A 21655-nucleotide genomic window follows, 5' to 3' on the forward strand; every position below is an offset into this window, starting at 1 on the left:
TCGAACAGGCACCGGACGGCCTGACCGGCGGCCTTTAATACGACATCGCGTTAAAACCACCCCGACACGCCTACTGCTACAAGGCCAAACCCCGGTCATAAACACCACGTTTGGTTCCTATAACCCGTCGTTCCAGTCGATGCTGTTGCCGTATTCCGCGGAACTGTCGTCGTTTGCGACATCCGGTTACGCCGCACGCCCGTCTTCGCCCTGCCGTTCCTTTTCATTGTCAAACCACACACGGAAACACTTCTTCGTCTTGCTGGATCTCATTCTCAAGGCACCCAGCCCAACAAAGGAACGCCCTCTATTCCCACACGCGGAAAACAACACCACGACACACCTATTGCCACTGCCACAAGACCGAACCCGGAGCATAAACAACACTTTTGTTCCTATAGCCCTGGGAAAAAGACCCGTGCAGGCCATGCTCTCGGGGCACCGCACGGGCCGCATCGACCCCGCTAGTTCACACCGCCGGGGCTGAGTGTGTCGCTACTCACGGCTTTCCTTGCGGTACTGCCACATCGCATAGGCTGCCAGAGCCATGCAGATGCAGTCGGCCGTGACCGTATCGATCTTGGCCGAAACGACGATGAGCATCACCGTCATGTACCCGAGCATCGAGCCGCCGCGCGGCTCCTCATCCAAACTGCGCATGATTGCGCCTTTCATCAGGGCCGCGCCGCGTAGGACGCGGCAACGTCGCCCGACTATTGCCGGACGGCCGAATCGATTCCTGCTAGAGAACGTCATCGACACCGATCATGATATCGACTATGCTGGAGAGTGCCGGCGGAAACACTGCTAGCCGCTCCCGCTCTTCAGGCGCGCACGAAGGACTTTTAGGGAACGGGTCGAAACCGGCGGGGTGGCTCCAAACCCATCCCCATTAGAGCCGCAAGGGGTGCCGGATTCACATCCGACACCCCTTAACTCTTTATGGCAGGGGCTCCGGCGCATGATCGTCTCTCCCAGATCCGCCGTAACAAAAAAGTGACGAGCGAACCCAAACCAGCCGAAAACGCTTGATTCAACACCGGACAGAAGCCAGGCAAACACAGGCCAAGCCGGCTATCATGACCCAAACCAGCAACGTCGGCAGAGTTCAACTCCCCCACTCGCACCAGCAAGAAAGGGCTGGAACCGAAAGGTTCCGGCCCTTTTGCTTTATCATGATTCAGAGCCGCAGGGGCACGACGGCGCGAAAGGACGGCGAATCATGGCATCACTCAGCGGGAGGCACGTACTCGTCATTGGCGGGACGTCGGGGTTCGGGCTGGAGATCGCGAGGCAGGCCCTCGGCGAGGGAGCCGACGTGATTGCAATCGGGCGTTCGCCAGAACATCTTGAAGCGGCGAAAACCGCACTGGACACGGCCGTCTCCTCGGCCGACCGCACGGCACACGCGGAAATCGCCGCCCTGGACGCGACGGACATGCAGCAGCTTGCGGAGTTCGTGGAACAGCACGGTCCGTTCGACCACGTCGTTTCGATGATGGGCGGCGCGATGGGCGGCGGGTTTCTGAACAACACCGATGACGCCATCCGCGCGGCCGTGGACGGCAAGTACCTCACTGCGTTGCGTATCGCACGAGTCGTGCTGCCGCATATCTCGGATGGCGGCTCGCTGACGTTGACCGCGGGCTCCGGCGGACGACCGTACAATGCTTCGGGCGCGGTGCTGGGCAATCAGGCGATCGAGACGCTGGTACAGGGACTTGCCATCGAATCGTCCCCGCGCGTACGTGTGAACGCAGTGGCCCCGTGGTGGACGCCCACCGGCCTGTGGCGCGGTATGACGCCGGAACAGCTCACGGCCCAAGCCGAGCAGATGGCCGACGCCAATCCGCTCAAACGCCTCGGCACAATCGACGAGGTCGCGGACGCCTATCTTTTCCTGATGCGCAATGGGTTCATGAACGCCGAAACCATCCACGTCGACGGCGGCGTCAGCGCGTTGTAACGACGGCCGGCACGAATCTGCAGTGCTCAGAACGAGGACTGCGCCGAGTCCGCCGCATCCGGCACCAGCAGATACTCGCCTCGTTCGTAGTATTTGGCCGCTGGGCGCGCAGGCGATGCATCCGAGCCGGATTGGTCGGCGGCAAACCCCACCAGACGAACCCGAGCACCGAAAATCAGCAAGGTGACGCGGGCCGCATCTCCTCGATCACCGACCTCGCTGCCTGCGGGATACGCGAACACGGTAATGCTGCGATCACCGGAGACCGGACGGAACAGCAGCGTCCGCACCGGCCTGGACAGCCACGAGGGCGCCATGCTGTCATTGCTGGAATCCGTATGGTCGTCGCCGCCGACGATTTCGTAGCCTTGCGGCTCGAACAGTGCCGTCTGCACGCCGACCAATCCCTCCGGCACATGCGCCCGATGCCAGAACACCTGCACCTGCGCTAGGCTACGTGCAACGACGAACGTTGCACCGACAAGAATCGCCGCTTCGACTTTATGGTCTTCGAAATGGTTGAATATCTCCCGCGTATACGGAATCACCATGACGATCATGGCCACCACCGCCCAGCAGCCGAAGAAAAGCAGCGCCATCGCGAGGCCGCCCACCGGCTTCAAACGATTCCACGCCTCACGGCCGACGTCTTCCCGCCCCTCGAACCAGGCACCCATATCCGCATTCATAACCCGATTATGAGGGCCTTGCGGACCGGAATCGCGCGGAATCGGATGAATAGTCGATGAATCGCGCGGCGGGTCGTGCCCGTTCGCGTTCGGATACCGGCCTTAGGCCTTGCGCGCGAGCTGCACGGCAGTGCCGGAGGCGGTGACCATGAGCATGGAGCCGTCCGTGCCGAGCACCTCGTAGTCGATGTCGACGCCGACCACCGCGTGCGCACCCATCGCCTCGGCACGCTGCTGCATCTCGGCGATGGCCTCGTTGCGGGCGTTCAGCAGCTCCTCCTCATAACCCTGGCTGCGGCCGCCGAACACGTTGCGGAAGCTCGCGCCGATGTCCCTGAACATGTTCACGCCCGAGACGACCTCGCCGAACACGATGCCCTGGTAGTTGGTGATGGTGTATCCGTCGACGGACGGCGTGGTGGTGACGAGAATCATCGTGGGGCTCCTTTGACTAACTTTTCTACTAGCTAACGCCCACTAACCTTACGGCGCGGCAATCCCATCCAGCATTATCTTTCATCACGGCGCAAAGGGCGAAGACTAATCAGGCGCAAAGGATGAAGACCAATCAAGGAAGTAACTGGATTATAAAAGAAAACAAATGTCTTTTTTTCTAGTCCAGTCTCTCGCCCATAATTACAACATGACTGATACCCTTCTAACAGGTAGGCAAGCCGCAGAGTACATGGGCGTATCCCCATCCGTTATTACGCGGCTCGTCAACGACGGCACCCTCAATTGCACTATGGTCGGGGCGCGCAGAGCATTTGCACAAGATACGCTCGAAACCTATCTGGAAAAACATAACCAAAGACGCGCAGCCGTCGATCATGAACGCAAGGACTCAGGAATCCCCGAAATTGTAGCACTGTCTTTCTTCACTGGAGCCGGCGGGCTGGATCTCGGAATGGAGGAGACCGGCATTCACAGTATGTTGTATTGCGAGAACAACCGAGAATGCCGCATGACCATAGATAGGAACCGCCCCAATGCTGCTTTGATTGGAGACATCAACGAGTATGACGCAGCAGACGTACTCCGTATGGCCGGGATTCCTGAATCTCACGAAGTAGATATAATGTTCGGAGGTCCGCCATGCCAAGCCTTTAGCACCGCCGGAGCCCGCCGGGCTTTCGACGATGCCCGCGGCAATGTGTTCCTCCGCTTCTTAGCAATCGCCGCAGATATTCGCCCACGATATTTAGTTATCGAAAACGTACGAGGTCTTCTTTCGACTCCTTTCCCAATTGAGAATGGTGGACGTCCCGTGCGCGGTGGAGCCATGCGCGTCATTTTAAATAAATTACATGATATGGGTTATAAAGTATCTTTTAATCTATATAATGCCGCCAATTTTGGAGCAGCACAAATCCGGGAACGTGTTGTTATAATCGCCAAGCGCAACGGCCAAGCAGCCAACTGGCTAACCCCCACCAACAGCAATCAACCCTCATGGGGACTTCCTCAATGGAAGACGTTTCGTGAAGCAACAGAAAATATTGAACCTAAATCACATCATTACATACAATTCCCACAGAAACGAATAAAGTATTTTAAAATGCTCAAAGCAGGCCAATATTGGACGTCTTTGCCAAAGAACATACAAAGAGAAGCCATGGGGAAAGCTCTTGACCTCGGTGGAGGAAAAACTGGTTTTTATAGAAGATTAAGTTGGGATAAACCGGCACCAACGCTTGTTACAAGCCCGATTATGAAAGCGACAGATTTATGCCATCCGGAAGAATTACGCCCATTAAGTATCGAAGAATACCGAGCAATCCAAGGTTTCCCCGAAGATTGGTGGATAGCTGGTGAACTAGCAGATATGTACCGGCAAATTGGCAACGCAGTTCCGATCAAGCTCGGCTCTGCTATTGGACAAACACTCATCGACGATATGAACGGAGTCAAACAGGATAGAGACTGGAGCAAATTCCCATATTCGCGATACACTCATACAAGCGACAAAACCTGGAGCGCAGACTAGCCGCCCACCACCCGTCGTATACTATCTTTTATAGGCAGACCTACAGGGGAGGCGAGGCAACGATGGCACGCACGAAGAATGCAAGCAAGGAACTCGTCTATGCAAAGTTACGCGAAGCTTTAGATTGGTGTAACGCTCATAGCGACAGCGCACAGCAACGATTTAACCGATGCGTAGATATTATTATCGACCCGCAGGCGTACAAGACCCGCAATCAGGAAATGAAATCGCTCTTCCCTGTGCTTATGTTGAGCAAATTCTCCGGATACCGACCCGGTATCCCGGTAAAAGAAACTTGCCTTCCCTTAGACAGTTCAGATTTTCTTGATATGTATTTCACAACCTGGGCAAAGAAGTATTTCAACGCTTGGAAGGTGCTCCCCTCGCAACGCATCGCTTCACCAAAAGGGGCTGCCACAGATCCTGCATTAATAAAGATGGTAGAGCCACGTGCTGGAAGTATCTATATTGCTCGTGATTGGGCCTCATACCATAATTTATTCATGTCTGCGGAAAATGTCGGCGGGAATCTACTCGAAGAGTATATTTATACCAAAGTTTGCAATTATGGATGGATGTGGTGCCGAGGGGAAGTCCTAACTGCAGTAGATTTCTGCAGTATGGGGAAAGAACGTTTTATCCAAATTAAAAATAAATCCAATACGGAAAACTCATCTGGGAAAGGCTTTCGAGAAGATCACGATGCCGACAAATGGTATCGAATGGAAGCCCAGAAAAAAGATGGAAATATCATTACACGGTGGAGCGATCTCGTGAAAATCATTCAGGAAGGCGCTCCCGACGGAGTCAATGTACCAACAGACATAATGACGGAGGAGTCTTATTTGGATTTCGTCCGAAATGCAGCTGCCGCGAATCCCGCGTTAATCACCGATCAGGAAAGGTGACACTGTCGGCAGCACAGAAGCGACTCTGCCTACGCTGCCGACAATTGCTCCGGAGCCGTACCGGCATGAAATGAAGTAAATGACAGCACACAGCTAGAGCACGGCCTTTCGGCGACGCCGTCAGGCGTTTGCAGCGTCATAGGTGTACGACTTCCATTACGTCAACCCGCGCATGCACCTCCAATTACATTTCTGCATCATCGGACGGTTTTCTGCCTCATATTGGCGTGATTTGATGCAGAAAACACCGCGAAAGACGGACCTACAGACCAGTCGTATAGCACATATGCTATATTCGTGGCATGAAGACGATTGGGGAACTGCGCGAAGAACGACTGCGCGCACATATCAATCAAGCCAGCGTGGCCGCGATGATGGGGACCACGCAGTCGGCAGTGTCTCGCGCAGAGCGCGACGGCAACCCAACACAGGACTTCCTGCAGCGCTATGAGAACTCGTTACGCAGCATCATCACAGGCGATACAGGTATCAGCAACAGCGCCGCAGCCCAACCCCTCCTAGGCCAAGCGCCCACCGATAATCCCGGCCTTTCTCATGACAGCACACTCGAAATCGTCACATTGCGACTGATCATCTCCCAGCTCGTCGAGCGATACGACATCGCGGACATGTACGTTTTCGGCTCCGTGGCGCGAGGTGAGGCACGACCGGATTCCGACGTGGATTTGCTGTATCGGCTCAAACCCGGCGCTTCGCATTCGATGATGACAATGCAACGGCTTACTGACGACTTGGAATCGATGACCGGCCGCAAGGTGTCGCTGACTTCATACGACTCGCTGCTCCGCAACGCGCAACGAAGCCGGGCCAGCCAACGATTCCTCGAATATATCGCCAAAGACATGATTAAGGTGGCCTGACGCCCATGAACAACGCCCCACGCCAGACAGGCCATTGGGATAACACCACGCCTATCATTCACAGCGACCAGCTCTTCCGCGACCAAACCACGCTCATCCGTCTGCTAGAGCATCTCGACCATGCCATCGAAGACGCGCAAGGCGCCCAATCGCCCGATGATCTGTTCGCCGATCGCATGCGCTTCAATTCCGTCGCCATGGAAATGACGCAGGCCCAGGAATGTGCTCGCAGGCTCTCCGGAAGCTGCCGTCAATCAATGCCGAACTTGCCTTGGGCCGAGCTCCGCGCGCTTCGCAACGTACTGGTTCACGATTACGACGAAATCGACGTTGAATCACTCTACGACACTGTCATGCACGATGCACCGGAGCTGACGGCACGACTTCGCCCCATCGTAGACGCCATAGACTCCATGTGAACGATTAGCCCCGGTGCGCCGGACCGGGCTTGGGGCGGACCTTGACGGTGAAATAGTCGGCCTCGATTTTCCAGACGGCTACGCTCATGAGCTGGGCGTCGGTGAATTCGACGTGGGGCATGTGCGCCTGCTGGGTCATGAGGGCCTGCAGGCCGCGACGGCGCTCGTCCAGGCTGTCGACCAGCGAGGCGGTGCCGTTGCCGACAATCGACTTGAACGCCTCGCCCCAGTTGCACGCGGTCCGGCCGGCCACCACCTCGCAGTCGGTCTGCATGGTGAAGGCGACCGGGAGGCGATTGCCGGCGGCTCGAATCGCGTCGAGTTTGCGGCCGCGTGGGGCGGAGTGGAACCAGAGCGCCAGATGGCCGGGGGCGCCGTTGGCATCGCCGCTATCATCAGCAGCTGCGGCGGCATTCGTGCCAATCGAATCAGCCAGGTCAGTCGAATCAGCCAGGTCAGTCGAATCAGTCAAGCCGGTCGAATCAGTCATACCCGCTGAATCAACCGGACCAGCCGGACCATTCACGACAACCACACCGGCCGCACCCACCGCACCAACCGAGTACTCATACCCGAAGTTGAGCGGCACGATGGTCAGTCCCTCGGCGTCCACGTACGCCATCTCCACGACGTCGCACCCGTCGATAATCGCGGCGATCTGTGCGGGGTCGGTCACCTCGCGATCGGCGCGGCGCATCGGACGATGCCCGCCCGCGACCGTGTGCTCGTTCTCCCGCTTTTGCGGCCGCGGATGCGCAGGACGTGCCGAGCCGGTTTCAGCAGTCGGCGGCACATTCTCCATGCTCATGACTCGTCGCCCTTCGCGGCGTTGGCGGCACCCGCATCGGTGCCATCCACGGCGGGAATCCAGTCGCCGTAGCCCTCGGCCTCCATCCGCGAGCGCGGCACGAACCGCAAGGCCGCCGAGTTCATGCAGTAGCGCAGGCCGCCACGGTCGGCAGGGCCGTCCTCGAACACGTGGCCCAGATGAATCTGCGTCTCCGCCGTGCGTACCTCGATGCGATCGCGACCGGGGATGCGGTGGTCCTCGTGCTCGGTCAGCAGAGACGCGGCGATCGGGCGAGAGAACGCCGGCCAACCACAGCCGGAATCGAACTTGTCACGCGAGGAGAACAGCGGCTCGCCGCTGACGATGTCCACGTAGATGCCCGGCTCGAACTCCTCGTCGTACTCGTTGACGAACGGGCGCTCGGTGGCGGCGTTCTGCGTGACCGCGAACTGCTCCAACGTCAGGTCCCAGATGCGCTCCACGTACTTCTGACGGTGCTTCACGTTCGCGATGGCCGCGATCGGCACATGGCAGTAGCCGCCGGGATTGTTGATGAGGTAGTCCTGATGATGCGCCTCGGCCGGGTAGAAGTTGCGCAGCGGCTCGACCAGCACGGCCGGACGCTGCGGCTGACGGTCCACCAGCTGTTCCAACGCGGCGATGTACACGGACTTCTGCGCGTCGTCGGTGTAGAACATGCCGGTACGGTACTGGCGGCCGGTGTCCTCGCCCTGACGGTCCACGGAGAACGGGTCGATGACCTCCAGGAACAGCAGTGCCAACGTACGCAGACTCACCTGCGACGGGTCGAACGTGACCTGCACGGTTTCGGCCGCGTCCGTCGCGCCCGAGCAGACCTGCTCGTAGGTGGGCGATTCCACCTTGGACTGCGCGTAGCCGACCGTGGTGTCCGTGACGCCGTCGACGTTCTGGAAGTACCGTTCGAGGCCCCAGAAACAGCCGCCGGCGAAGTATGCGATCTGTGTTGAAGTACCGTTGTGCTCGCTCATGGGATTCACGTTACTACGGGCCGAACGGCCGCCGCGGGGAACGTCCATGGGCACCGGCCGGGTGGCATATGCTGATGGGTATGACGAATGCGAATGAAGAGCGATTGCAGCGGAGCGACGGGCCGTCATCAAAGGTATCGAAGACGGCGAAAGGCACGTGGACCAAGGCATCGGGACCGAAGCAGGCCCGAGCGACCATCATCGGAGCAATCGCAGTGGTTGCGGTCGTACTGGTCAGCATCGGAATCTTCGTGAGCTGGGGACTGGCGGCGATCGCCGCGATCATCATGATTCCGGGCGCGATCTCGTTGGCGATTCTGGCGCGGCACCCGGAATCGACCGGCGGCCGCAGCATGCTCGGCATCTCCAACCCGGATACGCTACTCGACCCGCTGCGCAGGCCGTCCGAGCGTCGGGGCAAGTAAGGGGAAAGCTAAAGGCTCTGTTAAACCAAGATTGACATGGCCCTTATTCTTGGCTCCCCTTGTCAGGGGAGCTGCCGGCGAAGCCGACTGAGGGGTAGCCAGACATGGATTCATGTCAATCTTGGTTTAACAGAGCCAAGCTAAAAGGCTCGTTGCACCGAGATTGACACGAATTCGACGGAACTACCCCTCAGTCGGCTCCGCCGCCAGCTCATCCTGTGATTAATGACGAACTCCTGTCAATCCTGGCTTAACAGAGGGAGTCAAAACAGCCCCTCCCTGCCGCAATCAAGCGCTACTTCCGCGCGGTGACCAGGTAGTTGAGCACCGAACCGGCCACGACCAGCGCCACGCCGCACCAGAACGGCAACGCAAGCGCCAGACCCAGCAGCACGGCGCTGGCCGCGGTGGACAGCACCGGGGTGGCGTAGGAGGCGATGGCCAGCCGCTCCATCGAACCGTGCAGGATACCGTACCCCCAGCAGGCGTATCCGCCGCCGATCGACGCGGCGGCCACCAGCACGAACAGCCATGCCAGCGGTCCCGGCATCGTGGCCGGCAGTCCCTCGCCTGAAGTGAAGTGGATGATCCACAGCGCCACCGCCACGCACGGGAAGAACAGCGACGTGCCGTCCACGCCCTGCGACCATGCGGGGGTGAACACCGCGTAGATGGACCAGGCGAACGCGCCGAGGAACGCCAGCACGTACGGCAGCGGGTTCTCCGCGATATGCTGCGCGGCCGCATGCCAGTCAAGCCCGGAATTGCCGCCGACGGCCAGGGCCACGCCCGCGGTGGCCACTACCGCGCCGGGCAGCACCTTGAGCACCGCGTGGTGACGATGGGAGACGGCGGCGGCGAGCAGCACCATCATCGTGGGCCACAAGTAGTTGACCAGACTCACCTCCACCGAGGACGCGGCAGTCGAGGCCAGGCCCAGCGAGAGGGAGATGGACGATTCGTAGAACACGAACAGCAGGCCGCCGGCGATAAGGTATTTCCGGGGGAATTCGCGCAGCGGTACCGGGCGGCGGAAGATGAGCAGCAGGATGCCGCCGAACGTGTAGATGAGGGCCGAACCGAGCGTGGCGCCGAAATCCTCGGCCACGATGCGCACGGTGCCGGCCATGAAGCTCCACAGCACGATGGCCGCCAGGCCCACCACCGTGGCTCTGGCGGAGACGACGTGGCCGCCGGCGAGGTTGCCGGCCGCGCTGGCCTTGCCGTGCTGATTCTCCGGTTCCGACGTGTTCGACGCCATCGCTCGTTCACTCCCCTTGCTTCGATGTGACTCCCCTCAGTCCGCTACGCGGCCAGCTCCCCTCAGCGAGGGGAGCCATACACGACGGGCGCGATGCATGGAATCGCTGAGGCTACTCTACCAAGTCACATCTGCTGGGCGTTTTCGAGGAGGGCCTGCTTGAGGTCGGACTCGATCTGGCGCATCTTGACCTGCGCGGCCTCGCGGTTGGCCTTGCCTTCCTTCTGGATCTGCACGGTCTCCTTGAGGGTGGCGATGAGCTCGGAGTTGATCTTCTCCAGCGTGTCGATCTCGACCACGGAACGCTGGTTGGCCTTCTCGGCATCCACCGCGCCCTTGTGCAGGGCGGCGGCGTTGCGCTGGAGCAGCTTGTTGGTCACGTCATCGGCCTTGTTCTGCAGGTCGAGGGCCTTGCGCTGGTTGGACAGGCCCAGCGCGATCACCATCTGGCTCTTCCACACCGGGATGGTGGTGGAGATGGTGGTGTCGATCTTGTCCACGATGGTCTGGTCGGCGTTCTGGATGATCTTGATCTGCGGCGCGGTCTGCAGCGTCACGACGGAGATGCGGTCGAGGTCGTCCAGTCGCTTCTCGAAGCGGTCGAGCTTGGACTTGAAGTCCTTGAGGACCTGGGCCTGCATGGCGTCGCCGCTCTTGGCGGCCTCGGCCTCCAGCGCGGGCAGCTGGGTGGCGCGGAAGTCGGCGAGCGCCTTCTTGCCGGCCAGCACGGTCATCTTGAGCTCGCGGTACTGCTGAGCGTTCTGCTGGTACATCGTGTCGTACATGGAGATGTCCGCCACGAGCTTGGCCTGCGCGGCCTCGAGCTTGGTGATGATCTCGTCGATCTGCGAGTCCACCTTCTGGTAGCGGCGGCGCAGCTTGTCGATGGAGACGGCCACCTGGCCGATGATGGGCAGCTTGCGGAAGCCGCCGAGCTCGGCCTCATCGATGGTCACCAGCATGGTGTTGAGCAGTTCGCCGGCCTCACCGGTGTCCTTGGAGCGGGTGTCGGAGAGAATCTCGTCGGCGAAGGTGGAGGTAGCGCGCTGGGCGTCCTTGCCGTAGCTGGATTCGATGCCGTCGCGCGTGAAGTCGATCTGGCCGGCGAGCTGGTTGACGGTGGCCTGGTCGGCGGCCGGCAGCTTGGCGATCTGCTGGTCCGGGGTCAGGGCCGCGGCGGCCTGCGCTTCGGCGGCGCTGGGTACGAGCTCCCCGCCCGCAGCGCCGGCGGTGGCGAGCGACGGGCTGGTTACGGGAGATGCGCCCTTGGTGAGGTCCGCGAGGGTGATTTGGTTGGGCATGGTGTGGATCCTTTCGTACATGACATTCGTGCTGACTACCCCTCAGTCTCGCTGTGCGAGCCAGCTCCCCTGATAAGGGAGCCGAGAAAACCAGCGCCGACAAGGGATGACGGCTACTGCTTGACGCCCTGGAGGGTGGCGATGAGTTTCTGCATGGCGTCGTTGTTGGGCAGTTCGGAGACGGCGGGGATCTGGTCGAGCGTGCCGGGCACCTTGAACCGGCTGATGGAGTCCGTGCCCACGAAATTGGCCGCACGGAAGCCGTGACGCTCCCACGCAAGTTTCTGGATTTCCGGCGTCTTGAGCAGGTTCAGCAGTTTCACGCCCTTGTCGTCCAGTGCCATCACGGTGTGCGTGCTCCAGACGGTGGGCGTGGGGTAGACGATGGTCACGTCGTCTTTGATCTGCTTGAAGGCGTCCGGCTGGTTCACGGCCAGGTCCAGGATCTGCGATTCGTAGCCCACCATCATCGGCTTGGAGCCCACGCCGAGCGTGAGGAACTGGTTGAACGAGTCCTCGGAGGAGGTCTCCATCCAGCCCGATTTGGCGAAGATATCCGCGATCTTGGAGCCGTCGCGCGTGACCGAATCCACGGTGGCCGGCTGCCCGCCGTTGAGGACCGTGGCGATGAGCGCCGCGTATTCGTTGCCCGAGTTCGACTGGACCGGGTCGGTGGAGTCGATGCGGAACTGTCCGTAGCCTGCCGTGTACCCCACGTCCGCCCAGGTCTTGTTGTTCTCCATTGCGTCCACGGCCTTGGCCATGTCCATGTGGTAGACGCCGTTCTGGTCCTTGGTGATGAGCCCGCCTGCGACCAGCCCGTCCGCCACGGCCTTGTGCGTGTACAGCACGATGGGCGAGTTGAAAACGATGTCGCTCTGCTGGGCCTTGACGCCCTTGGCGTTGCCGTATTCCACGGCCGCGCGCGAGGAGGGGAACAGGTAGTCCATGCCGGAGCGGTCGGCGTCCATCATGGCCAGCGAGCCGGCCTTGCGGTAGTCGATGTCAAGGCCCTGCTTGGCGGCGGCGGCCTTGAATTTGGCGTCGTCGAACAGGCCGATCTTCTCGCCGCCGAGGTAGCCGGTCACCTTCACCTGCTCGACCGGCGCGGCGGGTTTGGGCTGGGACTGCCGCCAGACCAGCGTGCCGCACACCACGGCCACCACCGCGAGCAGGGCGATGAGGCCGATGATCTTGGATTTGGAGAGTTTCATGATTGCTGTTGCTCCGTTCTCGGCTCCGACGGCGCCGGGTGGTCCGGTGCGGGGGCCTGCTGGGCGGTCGGCCCGCTAAGTGGCGGTGTGATGCCAGCGGTATGCGCAGCCGGCCCCGCGGGCACGCCGGCCGCCGCCGTGTCCGTGTCGTACCCGTCCATGCGGGCCAAACGCTGGATGGCATCGGAATCGGCCGCGATGCCGAGCGTCTTGGCGCTCACCGCACGGCTCAGCTCGCCGGCCGCGGTCTGTTCCAGCACCTGCAACGCCTCGATGGTCTCCTGCCGGGCCTTGGCCACCTGGTCGCGCGCGCCGGAGCTTTCCACGTCCACGTACGAGCGCAGCAGTTTCTCGGTCTGGCCGCCGTACACGGTGATGTAGTGGCGCAGGATGGCGTAGGCGGACGTATCCCGCGCCACGTACTTCACCAGGTCCTGCGTGGCCACGATGAAATCGTTCGCTTCCTTGCGCACCACGGGGTCGCGCACCTGCCGCAGCAGCATGCCGATGCCGTTGAGCCGCGTGTTGGCGGCGTCGATGGCGTCGGCGGCCTTCTGCCCGTTCGGCAGCGCGGAGACGAGGATCTTGCCGATGCGGCGTTCAGGCTCGGTGAGCGTGGAGGCGGCCACGTAGCCCAGCGCGGCCAGCACCACGGCCACGCCCATGCCCACCACGCCGCCGCCGGCGAGCCAGAAGCCCAGCCCGGCGAGCAGCGCGCCGGCCACGAATCCGCATATCACCTGCAGCACTGTGCGCTCCTTTCCGCGAGTACCGTGCGCGCTTCACCGGCCGCGACCATCGATTCACCGGCCGACCGGCCCATCAGTCGAGCCATCAGTTGAATCCCTTGACCTGACGGAATACGGCGGCCAGATCGCCGGAACGGCCGTCGAACACCTTGGCGTTGCTCAGTGAGGCGAGGGACTTGAGCTGGCTCGGATCGGCGTCGCCGAACATGATGGAGAAGATCGGCAGGTCGCGGCCGTCGCTCTTGTAATCGCTTTCGAAGGACGACTGGTGGCCCGTCTCCGACCGTCCGTCCGTCATGAGCACGATGGCGGTGGTGTACTTCGAGGCCTCGGATTCGCTCGGCAGCTGCTTCAGCGCCTCGTCAAGGCCGAGGTAGATGTCGGTTCCGCCGCTGGCCTCGGTGGTCTGGGCCTTGTTCAGCAGGGTCTCGGTGTTCTGTCCGGTGGCCTTGATGGGGCTGTGCGCCTCGGATTCGAAGGGGATGAGGATGTTCACGTCGTCGTCCGCGGGTTCGATGTACGCGGCCTTGGCTTTAGCCGGGTCAAGTGCAGCATTGAGACCCTTGACCACGCCGTCCTTGCCGTCGCCGTACATGGAGCCGGAATAATCCACCACCCACACGGTCCAACTGGGCTTGCGCAAGGCGGTCTGGTAGACGTTAAGCGCACTGTTGATGACGGATGCGGCGGGCAGCGGGATGGTCTTCAGGGCCGAGCCGTCCGCGTTGATGCCCCAGTCCGCACGGAAGGATTCCTTGACCTTGCTGTCCGAGGCGTAGGCGAGCACGCCGCCCAGTCCGGTGCGGCGGCCGGCGCGTTCGAACTCCAGCTTGGAGTCCTTGGATGCGAGCGCCTTGGCGAAGGAGTCGAAGGCGTCCTTGAGATTCTGCCCGCGGTCCACGTAGCCGAGCGGGGAGTCGGAGATGGCGATGCCGTCCGCCGGGTAGACGGCGAGCAGCGGGTCGTGTCCGTTCTTTTCGAGCATCTTGTTGGCCTGGATGACCAGCGATTCGTAGTTGACCATCGAATCGAAGCGGTCGGGATTGGCCACCACCATGTCCTTGAGCCAGTCGGAGGAGCCGGAGGAGCGGTCCACGCCGGACAGCAGCGTCTTGACCTGGGTCTTGAGGTCGGCGTTCTTGAGGTCGGCGTCGGTGAGCGGCCCGTCGCCGCCTCGCAGGGCGGTCATGAAGGCCAGGTAGGCGGAGGCGCCGGAGTTCGACTGGGTGGCGGAGGTCATCGAGAACTTGAGGTCGCCCTTCTTGACGGCCTCGATGATGTCCGCTGTGCTCACGGGTTTGGTGGTGCCGGTCGAGTCCGCCCAGCCCAGGGCGACGGCCTTGGATTTGGCGATGCCGAAGACGATGGGCGTGGTGGACGTGCTGGCGGCGTCCTTGACCACGTGCTTGGTGTCTCCCATCGAGATCCACATGGAGGAGGCGGGCCAGACGGCGTCGTAGTCCCGTCCGCCGGCCTTGAGCGCGTTCATGATCTCCAGCGAGCCCATGTAGTGCATGGTGATGGCTACGTTGGAGGCGTCGGCGGCCTTCTGGATGGCGGTGGCGACTTCCTTGTTCTCGGAGCCGGAGGCCACGTTGAGCGTGGCGGTGGGTTTGCCATCCGCCGGGGTGAAGGTCTGCGTGTTGGCATCGGATGCGGCGTCCGCGTTGCCGTTGCCGCCATCGGGCAGCAGGGAGCAACCGGCAAGCGTCAACGCGCCGGCGGCGATCACGGCGACGACCGCGGCGGCGCGGCGGCGAAGGGAAGACATGATGTCCATGCTTCCATTGTTCTCCCGCCATTTGAAGCGGGCCGGGCCGCAAGATGACCGCACGGTGAACTCTCGATGAAGAGCTACATTCGGTTATGTAGTCTTCAATCAGGAGAGGGCGGATTTGCCGAACCGGAATGTATCTTGGGGACTACCCCTCAGTCACCTGCGGTGACAGCTCCCCTGACAAGGGGAGCCAAGGCACCGGCATGGGAAGAACAGCGCAAGAACGAGACAGCCCCCCGGCAAGGGGAGTCGAGATACAGCCTCAGTAGGAGGCGTTGGCGATCATCGGATCGTCGTAGAACTTGAGGATCTGCTCAAGGTAGGGGCGGAACGTGCTGTTCGGCATCGAGAAGATCTCATGGCGCGATTCGGGGAAGCGCACGATGGTCGCCTCGCCGCCGCCGTCCCTGACCAGTTCGACGAACCGGTTCTGCGGCTTGTTGAGCACCCAGATGTCCCGGCCGGACTGGAACAGCAGGATCGGCGTCTCCACCTCCGAGCAGGCCGAGGGGCTCAACACCGCGCGGTTCATCTTGAGCGCCTGACGCACCCATTCGAAGGCCGCGCAGTAGGTCTGATATTCGGGGTTCTCGCACCGCAGCTTGAAGTACCAGCGTTCGCGGGCCTCGGAGGCGCCTTCGTTGCCCTTCATCGAGAATTCGGGCGTGAAGTCCCCCTGGCCGAACACGCGCTTGTGGCTGAAGCCGAGCTTGCACAGCACGCCCACGAGCACGCGCGCCACGCCCAGCGGCATGCCGGTGGCGGGGGCGATCATCGGGGCGGACAGCACCGCCTTGTCGAACAGGGTGGGGTATTGCTCCAGCACGGCCGCGCCGATGCCGCCGCCCATCGAATGGCAGAACAGGTTCAGGGGCATGCCGGCCGCGTACTGCTGGCCGATGGTCTGGGCGAACGCGGCGAGATCGACCACGTAGCGACGCCAGTCGTCGATCCAGACCATGCAGCGGTTCTCCACGTTGCGCGCGGATTTGCCGTGGCCGCGATGGTCGAGCACGCACACCGAATAGCCGGCGAGCAGGAAGTACCAGACCAGCTCGTCGTACTTTTCGGCGAACTCGGTGAAGCCGTGGCTGATCACGACGACCCCGCGGAAGGTGGCGGTGGCCCCCTCCTCACGGATGGCGTCGAATTTGGCGACGTCGTAGCACAGGTAGTGCAGCTGGCCGGGGTGGCTGCCGTTGTCGCCGATCACGTCACCGACCAGTGGCTCGAGGCCGGCCGCACGTTCGGCGGTGGCCGGGTCGAACCAGCCTTCGGTGCGGCATTGCTCCAATGCGGGCACCACCATGTCCGTCATGGTCTGGGCATACGTGCGTTCGTCGATCATCGTCACCTGCATGCCCCTTATCTTAGGGCAGAGGGTCCGCGGCGGCCGATTACCGGGCAGATTCGGGTGGCGTGACGGGTGCTTCCGGGCTGTGCAACAGCTGTTCCGCCCATCCCGTGTGGCTTTCGCGGTCCTTTCAGCCCAGAAGACCAGTGCTTCTAGCATCAAAAGACCGCTACAGGGGGCTTTCGCGGTCCTTTGAATCCAGAAGACGGACACAACTGGACTCAAAAGACCGCTGAAACCGTGTTTTGCGGTCTTTTGGATTCAGTAGGACCGTGCTCATGTCCTCAAAAGACCGCTACGGCACCCGGCAGCCGAATAGGCCGGCGTTCGGCCGACCGTTAGGCCAGCGCGTCCTTGAGGAAGTCGCGCTGGAGGATGAGCAGGTTCTCGGCCACGGTCTCGTCGTTGGTCATGTGGGTGATGCCGGTGAGTGGCAGGAACGTGTGCGGCCGGCCCGCCGCCATCAGCGCCCGGGAGAGCCGCAGGCTGTGGGTGATGGTGACGTTGTCATCAGCAAAGCCGTGGATGAGCATGAGCGGGCGTTCGAGCTTCGGGGCGTCCTGGATGATGCCGTTGTGCGCGTACACCTCGGGGTCGAGGCCCAGATAGCGCTCGGTGTAATGCGTGTCGTACAGCGTCCAGTCGGTGGGCGGGGCGCCGGCGCACGCGGCCTTGAACACGTCCGGCGCGTCCAGCACGGCGAGCGCCGAGAGGAAGCCGCCGTACGACCAGCCGATCATGCATACCTTGTCAAGGTCGGGCGCGGGGACAGGTTCCGTCTCGTCCAGCGCGGCGACCGCTTCGGGCAGAGCGCGGACGGCCTCAATCTGATCAGCCAGGGTCACGTCCTTCATGTTCTCGAAGATGGCACGATCCCACTTGGGGCCTCGGCCGGTGGTGCCACGGCCATCCGCGGTGACCACCAGGAAGCCCTGGTCGGCCCACCACTGCGCATCCCAGTAGAAGGACTGCGAATCCACGACCTGCTGGTGGCCGGGGCCGCCGTACGGCTTCATAAGCACCGGCAGTTTCTCGGCGCGCGCGTACGGGCTATCGGCGCTCGGCGCGATGATCGCCGTGTAGAGGCGATGCTCGCCGAGGCGCGTGAAGCGAATGTTCGGTGTGAAACCGGGTTCGGCCGCGTAGTTGGCGATGTCCGCGGAGAAGCCGCGGCCGCTCTTGGGCTCCCCTCCCTGAGGGGAGCTGTCAGCGGAGCTGACTGAGGGGAGTTCCTCCGTCGCAGCTCCCCTCAGTCGCCCTTCGGACGACAGCTCCCCTCGGAGAGGGGAGCCGGAGAAGAACGACGAATCATCGATACCGGCGCAAGCAGTATCCGGCGTGAAGCAGTGGGTCGTGTGCGCGTGGGCGTGCTCCATGTCACGGCCGGAGATGACCATGCCACGCGGACCGGCCGAAACAGTCCAGACGCCAGGGCGCGTGGTGACGGGCACCGCGTCGCCGTCATGCGAACCGTCGTAATCGAACAGCACCACATCGAAGCTGCGGGCGTCATGTTCGCCGCCGGCCGCAGCCCAGACGGACGGCAGTTCGGCCGTATCCGGCTCGCGCTGGACCACGGCCATCACCCCGGCGTCATCCACATGCAGCACCTCGCGCACGTTCCAGCCGGCTGGCGTGAACGGGCGGCCGTCCACGGTCAGACGGTTGGTGTCCGTGTCCATATCGTTCAGAGCGCAGACCAGACGACCGTCCGGCGTGGTGGCGGGAGTGCCGGCCACCAGGTCAATCCACTGGTCGTTCGCATGCTCCTCCAGCACGCGCGTCGCGCCAAAGGCGGGTACGAGCATCTCGGACTCGGCATCGACGCCATCCCCGGTTTCGGCATCCTCCTGCAACAGCGCCGCACGCCAGTCTTCAACGGCCTTGGCACTCAGCGTCTCCGGCTCCTCCGCGGCGGCCACGGCCACCTCAAGCACCTGGTCGCGGGTCTGGCGGCGGTTCTGCACGAGCAGTAGCGGGTCGTGGCCCTCGCTCCAATTCACGGCAGCCACGTATTCGTATGCCTCACGATCCCAGTCCACATCCGCGTTGGCGGTGATGCCCACGTACCGGTCGTCCGCGTCGAACGCCAAGGAGATCACGGTCAGGTACACGTCCGCGTTGCGGGTCAGCGCGCGCGGGTAGCGGCGGCCGGCAGCGGGGACCTCCGGATTGGCGGGGTCGCTGATGTACCAGGTCGGCTCGTCGGCGGTGTCGAAGGATTCGAACATCACATGCTGCGAGTCCGGGGACCACCAGAAGCCGTCGTACCGGTCCATCTCCTCGCCGGCCACGAATTCGGCCAGGCCGATCTTCCAGGTGTTCTCGGCCGGATTGCCGTCCTCGTCCTCCACGCTCACGCCGTAGATCGCGGTGATGCGGTCGTCCAGCGGGCCGTCCTCATCGTCGACGCCAGAGCCATCGAGACCGTCCGGTTCATCGTCAGCGTCCTGGCCATACAGCCCCTCGCTCAGGGCCTCCTCCACGGCGTCCGATTCGACGTCCACGCCGTCGGCCAGCTCGCCGGCCGGAACCTCCGCAATGCCGTCGCCGGACTCGTTGACAACAGTGCCGTCGGCCGCCTCGGCCGGCCAATCGCCGATGTCCACCAGCATCAGGTACGAACCGGTGGTGTACAGCACGTGGGTACCGTCCGGGGCGATGCGCGGATTAAGCACCGGGGCGTACATGTCCGGATCCTCGTCCAGCCATGCACCAGCCAGCTCGCGCGTCCGAGCGACGGGCGTGGTCGTCGCACCGGTCTCGCTCCCGTCCGTCCCGTCGAAGTATTCGTCCGGCCAGGTCACGTTGCCGTCGGCATCCGCTTCGCCGATCTCGGTCATGAACAGACGGCCGTTGATGGTGAACACCACACGATCGCCCGCATCGGAGACCGAATAGCCCACGATGCCGGCACCACCCTCGCGCGCGCGTTCGCGGCGGGCGCGCTCCTCGGCCGGCACGTCCTCGCTGTCCGCCTTGCCACCCAGCAGTTCACGCGGATCGGCGAGCTTGGTCTCGTGATGTTCGCCGTCGGCATCGAACCAGCTCAGCCACAGCGCGGTGACCAAATCCTCGGGACCGTCGGAGCGCAGGAACAGCGCGCGGGAGCCATCCGCAATCACCTTCGCGGACCGCGGCGCGCCGCAGGTGAACCGCAACGTCCGGGCCTTGCGGCGGGGAAAATCCTTGATGGCATCGTTGGTATCAGTCGTTTCGCTCATGCCTTACAACCTACGCCGTTGTGCGGAGATGCCGGACGGTCGGAAGCTGGCACTTCGCCGTCGCAAACGGTCGCCGGATGCCCTTCAGTGACGGCAACGGGCCAAGGGCCGGCACGCCGCCTCCGATGAAATCGCTCAGCGACGGCATCCGGCCATACCTTGGCCCGCAAACGTCGCCAAAACCGTTTTCAGCGACGGCAAAAGTCCAAAGCCTGGCTCTCCACCGCCGCCACGACCCGTCAGTGCAGTCTGATAGCCAACCGCCGGCCCTCTGCCGTCGCTGAGAAGCCCCCGAAGCGATGTGGTGCCGGGTGGTGCGCCGCGCCCATAGGAAGCCCTAATTTTTGTAAATTTTGCACCCATAACCACGCTGGGGGATGGTTTTTTGCCCCAAATTCCCATTGCCGCGTAGGATAGGTGAAGATTAGAAAGGGATGACTATGAGCGTTCTCGACCGTTTTGAAAAAAGCGTGGAGGGTGCAGTCAACGGAGTGTTCGCCAAATTCGGCTCCAAGGATCTGCAGCCTGTCGACCTCTCCAGCGCCTTGGAGCGCGAGATCGACGCCGAGGCCATGCCGGTGGGCCGCGACCGCACCGTGGCCCCGAACGAATACCGCTTCAAGCTCAGCACGCCGGACTTCGACCGCATCGAAGCGTGGGGAAGCGAGACCTTGGCCAATGAGCTGGCGGACAACCTCACCGAGTACGCCAAGAGCCAGCATTACGCTTTCGTGGGCCCGGTGGTCGTGATCTTCGAAGAGGATCTGGATCTGTCCAAGGGCAACTTCAACCTCACCTCCGAATCCGTGCAGGGCAACGCCGTGCCCGTCACCACGGACGCGCAGACCGAGGACAGCCCGGTGCTCGAGGTGAACGGCAACCAGTACCTGCTCACCAAGGACAAGACCGTGATCGGCCGCGGCTCCGGCTGCGACATCGTCATCGACGATCCGGGCATCTCCCGCAAGCACCTGGAGATCGACATCACGGACAACGGCGTAATCGCCCGCGACCTCGGCTCCACGAACGGCACGTACGTGGAGGGCCATCAGGTGCCCGCCGCCACGCTGCTGGACGGCAACACCATCACCATCGGCCGCACGCGCATCCTCTACTGGGCCTCGGCGCAAGCCCAGGAGTAATCGAGCGCACCCGCCCGAAAGTCGGCATCCATGACCGAACTGACATTCGCCCTACTCAAGTACGGATTCCTGATCCTGCTGTGGGTCTTCGTATGGCTGTGCGTGCGTTCCCTGCATCGGGACATCGAGACGTTCAGCCCCCGTCCCTCGCGCGCACGCCGTCGCCGTGAACGCGAGCGTGAAGCCCATAAGGCCAACGCCGAGATCCCGCAGCCGCAGTCCCCCGTACGCGCACACCGCACACCGACCGCCGGGTCGGGGGCGGAGCCTACCCTCCTGGTGATCATCGACGGACCGCTGGCGGGCAGCTCCGTGCCGCTGAGCGGCTCCGAAATCACGCTGGGACGCGCCGCCTCGAACACCGTGGTCCTGGACGACGAGTTCGTCTCCTCCCACCATGCGCGCGTCTACAAGGATCCCCGCGCCGGCCAGTGGGCCATCGAGGACCTGAACTCCACCAACGGCACGGTCGTGAACCTGCAGCGCATCAACCGTCCGACCATCCTGCCCGCCCGCGTGCCCGTGCGCATCGGCGCCACCACCTTCGAACTGAGGTAG

General features: G+C 62.4%; 19 protein-coding genes and 1 pseudogene. 8 read left to right on the forward strand and 12 right to left on the reverse strand.

The window, feature by feature from the left end:
- Positions 1 to 495: 495 nt before the first annotated feature.
- Positions 496 to 660, reverse strand: coding sequence for a hypothetical protein (locus KIH81_RS06105; RefSeq protein WP_214304558.1), 165 nt, complete (start codon positions 658 to 660; stop codon positions 496 to 498).
- A gap of 562 nt (positions 661 to 1222) precedes the next feature.
- Here KIH81_RS06105 and KIH81_RS06110 point away from each other — a divergent pair.
- Positions 1223 to 1966, forward strand: a complete 744-nt coding sequence (locus KIH81_RS06110; protein ID WP_214304559.1) for an SDR family oxidoreductase — start codon at positions 1223 to 1225, stop codon at positions 1964 to 1966.
- Between the two features lie 26 nt (positions 1967 to 1992).
- On the opposite strand, the gene KIH81_RS06115 is transcribed toward KIH81_RS06110, so the two are convergent.
- Together KIH81_RS06115 and KIH81_RS06120 are read right to left on the reverse strand one after the other, a co-directional pair.
- Positions 1993 to 2643 carry a hypothetical protein gene (locus KIH81_RS06115; RefSeq protein ID WP_214304560.1) on the reverse strand — a complete coding sequence of 217 codons (651 nt, stop codon included), beginning with the start codon at positions 2641 to 2643 and terminating at the stop codon, positions 1993 to 1995.
- A 114-nt stretch (positions 2644 to 2757) separates the two neighbouring features.
- On the reverse strand, positions 2758 to 3090 hold the full coding sequence (locus tag KIH81_RS06120) for a putative heavy metal-binding protein (RefSeq protein WP_109055977.1): 333 nt from the start codon (positions 3088 to 3090) through the stop codon (positions 2758 to 2760).
- Positions 3091 to 3298: 208 nt separating this feature from the next.
- Between KIH81_RS06120 and KIH81_RS06125 the strand changes: the two genes are divergently transcribed.
- The 4 genes from KIH81_RS06125 (at position 3299) to KIH81_RS06140 (ending at position 6850) form a co-directional block, all read left to right on the forward strand.
- Positions 3299 to 4642, forward strand: coding sequence for a DNA cytosine methyltransferase (locus tag KIH81_RS06125; RefSeq protein ID WP_214304561.1), 1344 nt, complete (start codon positions 3299 to 3301; stop codon positions 4640 to 4642).
- A 62-nt stretch (positions 4643 to 4704) separates the two neighbouring features.
- Positions 4705 to 5550: a SinI family restriction endonuclease gene (locus KIH81_RS06130; protein ID WP_214304562.1), complete on the forward strand. Its 846-nt coding sequence runs from the start codon at positions 4705 to 4707 to the stop codon at positions 5548 to 5550.
- Positions 5551 to 5852: 302 nt separating this feature from the next.
- Entirely contained in the window at positions 5853 to 6431 is a 579-nt protein-coding gene (locus KIH81_RS06135) for a nucleotidyltransferase domain-containing protein (protein WP_214304563.1), read from the forward strand.
- A gap of 5 nt (positions 6432 to 6436) precedes the next feature.
- A complete protein-coding gene (locus KIH81_RS06140; protein ID WP_214304564.1) occupies positions 6437 to 6850 on the forward strand; it encodes a HepT-like ribonuclease domain-containing protein in 414 nt (137 codons plus the stop codon).
- Between the two features lie 4 nt (positions 6851 to 6854).
- Here the strand turns inward: KIH81_RS06140 and KIH81_RS06145 are convergent, their stop codons facing one another.
- Both KIH81_RS06145 and msrA read right to left on the reverse strand, forming a co-directional pair.
- Positions 6855 to 7547 (reverse strand): pyridoxamine 5'-phosphate oxidase family protein, encoded by a 693-nt coding sequence (locus KIH81_RS06145; protein ID WP_420829133.1) that lies wholly within the window; start codon positions 7545 to 7547, stop codon positions 6855 to 6857.
- 107 nt (positions 7548 to 7654) lie between these two features.
- The gene (gene msrA / locus KIH81_RS06150; protein WP_236029348.1) at positions 7655 to 8650 is read right to left on the reverse strand and encodes a peptide-methionine (S)-S-oxide reductase MsrA; all 996 of its coding nucleotides are present in this window, start codon (positions 8648 to 8650) and stop codon (positions 7655 to 7657) included.
- 215 nt (positions 8651 to 8865) lie between these two features.
- On the opposite strand from msrA, the gene KIH81_RS06155 reads away from it, so the two are divergent.
- Positions 8866 to 9075, forward strand: a complete 210-nt coding sequence (locus KIH81_RS06155) for a hypothetical protein (protein WP_236029379.1) — start codon at positions 8866 to 8868, stop codon at positions 9073 to 9075.
- A gap of 295 nt (positions 9076 to 9370) precedes the next feature.
- Here the strand turns inward: KIH81_RS06155 and yddG are convergent, their stop codons facing one another.
- From yddG to KIH81_RS06190, 7 genes and pseudogenes are all read right to left on the reverse strand, one after another.
- Positions 9371 to 10336, reverse strand: coding sequence for an aromatic amino acid DMT transporter YddG (gene yddG / locus KIH81_RS06160; RefSeq protein WP_214304567.1), 966 nt, complete (start codon positions 10334 to 10336; stop codon positions 9371 to 9373).
- Between the two features lie 125 nt (positions 10337 to 10461).
- The gene (locus tag KIH81_RS06165; protein ID WP_236029349.1) at positions 10462 to 11637 is read right to left on the reverse strand and encodes a toxic anion resistance protein; all 1176 of its coding nucleotides are present in this window, start codon (positions 11635 to 11637) and stop codon (positions 10462 to 10464) included.
- A 113-nt stretch (positions 11638 to 11750) separates the two neighbouring features.
- A complete protein-coding gene (locus KIH81_RS06170; protein ID WP_214304568.1) occupies positions 11751 to 12851 on the reverse strand; it encodes a substrate-binding domain-containing protein in 1101 nt (366 codons plus the stop codon).
- A complete protein-coding gene (locus KIH81_RS06175) occupies positions 12848 to 13600 on the reverse strand; it encodes a hypothetical protein (RefSeq protein WP_338024743.1) in 753 nt (250 codons plus the stop codon). Before KIH81_RS06175 ends, KIH81_RS06170 begins: the two co-directional genes overlap by 4 nt.
- Before the next feature lie 85 nt (positions 13601 to 13685).
- Positions 13686 to 14285: pseudogene (locus tag KIH81_RS12275) on the reverse strand (vWA domain-containing protein); the annotation flags it as partial.
- 1354 nt (positions 14286 to 15639) lie between these two features.
- On the reverse strand, positions 15640 to 16737 hold the full coding sequence (locus KIH81_RS06185) for an alpha/beta fold hydrolase (RefSeq protein ID WP_214304570.1): 1098 nt from the start codon (positions 16735 to 16737) through the stop codon (positions 15640 to 15642).
- Positions 16738 to 17069: 332 nt separating this feature from the next.
- The gene (locus KIH81_RS06190; protein WP_214304571.1) at positions 17070 to 19955 is read right to left on the reverse strand and encodes a prolyl oligopeptidase family serine peptidase; all 2886 of its coding nucleotides are present in this window, start codon (positions 19953 to 19955) and stop codon (positions 17070 to 17072) included.
- Between the two features lie 440 nt (positions 19956 to 20395).
- Here KIH81_RS06190 and KIH81_RS06195 point away from each other — a divergent pair, with 440 nt between their 5' ends.
- Together KIH81_RS06195 and KIH81_RS06200 are read left to right on the forward strand one after the other, a co-directional pair.
- Complete coding sequence (locus tag KIH81_RS06195) at positions 20396 to 21097, forward strand: FhaA domain-containing protein (protein ID WP_094667912.1); 702 nt, start codon at positions 20396 to 20398, stop codon at positions 21095 to 21097.
- A gap of 30 nt (positions 21098 to 21127) precedes the next feature.
- Complete coding sequence (locus tag KIH81_RS06200; RefSeq protein ID WP_109055966.1) at positions 21128 to 21655, forward strand: FHA domain-containing protein FhaB/FipA; 528 nt, start codon at positions 21128 to 21130, stop codon at positions 21653 to 21655.

Source organism: Bifidobacterium miconisargentati, from assembly GCF_019331675.1.
Lineage (GTDB): Bacteria > Actinomycetota > Actinomycetes > Actinomycetales > Bifidobacteriaceae > Bifidobacterium > Bifidobacterium miconisargentati.

Excerpts from the sequence above, each read along its gene's own strand:
- KIH81_RS06105 (WP_214304558.1), bottom strand. The coding sequence starts at position 660 with ATGCGCAGTTTGGATGAGGAGCCGCGCGGCGGCTCGATGCTCGGGTAC.
- KIH81_RS06110 (WP_214304559.1), top strand. The coding sequence starts at position 1,223 with ATGGCATCACTCAGCGGGAGGCACGTACTCGTCATTGGCGGGACGTCG.
- KIH81_RS06115 (WP_214304560.1), bottom strand. The coding sequence starts at position 2,643 with ATGGGTGCCTGGTTCGAGGGGCGGGAAGACGTCGGCCGTGAGGCGTGG.
- KIH81_RS06120 (WP_109055977.1), bottom strand. The coding sequence starts at position 3,090 with ATGATTCTCGTCACCACCACGCCGTCCGTCGACGGATACACCATCACC.
- KIH81_RS06125 (WP_214304561.1), top strand. The coding sequence starts at position 3,299 with ATGACTGATACCCTTCTAACAGGTAGGCAAGCCGCAGAGTACATGGGC.
- KIH81_RS06130 (WP_214304562.1), top strand. The coding sequence starts at position 4,705 with ATGGCACGCACGAAGAATGCAAGCAAGGAACTCGTCTATGCAAAGTTA.
- KIH81_RS06135 (WP_214304563.1), top strand. The coding sequence starts at position 5,853 with ATGAAGACGATTGGGGAACTGCGCGAAGAACGACTGCGCGCACATATC.
- KIH81_RS06140 (WP_214304564.1), top strand. The coding sequence starts at position 6,437 with ATGAACAACGCCCCACGCCAGACAGGCCATTGGGATAACACCACGCCT.
- KIH81_RS06145 (WP_420829133.1), bottom strand. The coding sequence starts at position 7,547 with ATGCGCCGCGCCGATCGCGAGGTGACCGACCCCGCACAGATCGCCGCG.
- msrA (WP_236029348.1), bottom strand. The coding sequence starts at position 8,650 with ATGAGCGAGCACAACGGTACTTCAACACAGATCGCATACTTCGCCGGC.
- yddG (WP_214304567.1), bottom strand. The coding sequence starts at position 10,336 with ATGGCGTCGAACACGTCGGAACCGGAGAATCAGCACGGCAAGGCCAGC.
- KIH81_RS06165 (WP_236029349.1), bottom strand. The coding sequence starts at position 11,637 with ATGCCCAACCAAATCACCCTCGCGGACCTCACCAAGGGCGCATCTCCC.
- KIH81_RS06170 (WP_214304568.1), bottom strand. The coding sequence starts at position 12,851 with ATGAAACTCTCCAAATCCAAGATCATCGGCCTCATCGCCCTGCTCGCG.
- KIH81_RS06185 (WP_214304570.1), bottom strand. The coding sequence starts at position 16,737 with ATGCAGGTGACGATGATCGACGAACGCACGTATGCCCAGACCATGACG.
- KIH81_RS06190 (WP_214304571.1), bottom strand. The coding sequence starts at position 19,955 with ATGAGCGAAACGACTGATACCAACGATGCCATCAAGGATTTTCCCCGC.
- KIH81_RS06195 (WP_094667912.1), top strand. The coding sequence starts at position 20,396 with ATGAGCGTTCTCGACCGTTTTGAAAAAAGCGTGGAGGGTGCAGTCAAC.
- KIH81_RS06200 (WP_109055966.1), top strand. The coding sequence starts at position 21,128 with ATGACCGAACTGACATTCGCCCTACTCAAGTACGGATTCCTGATCCTG.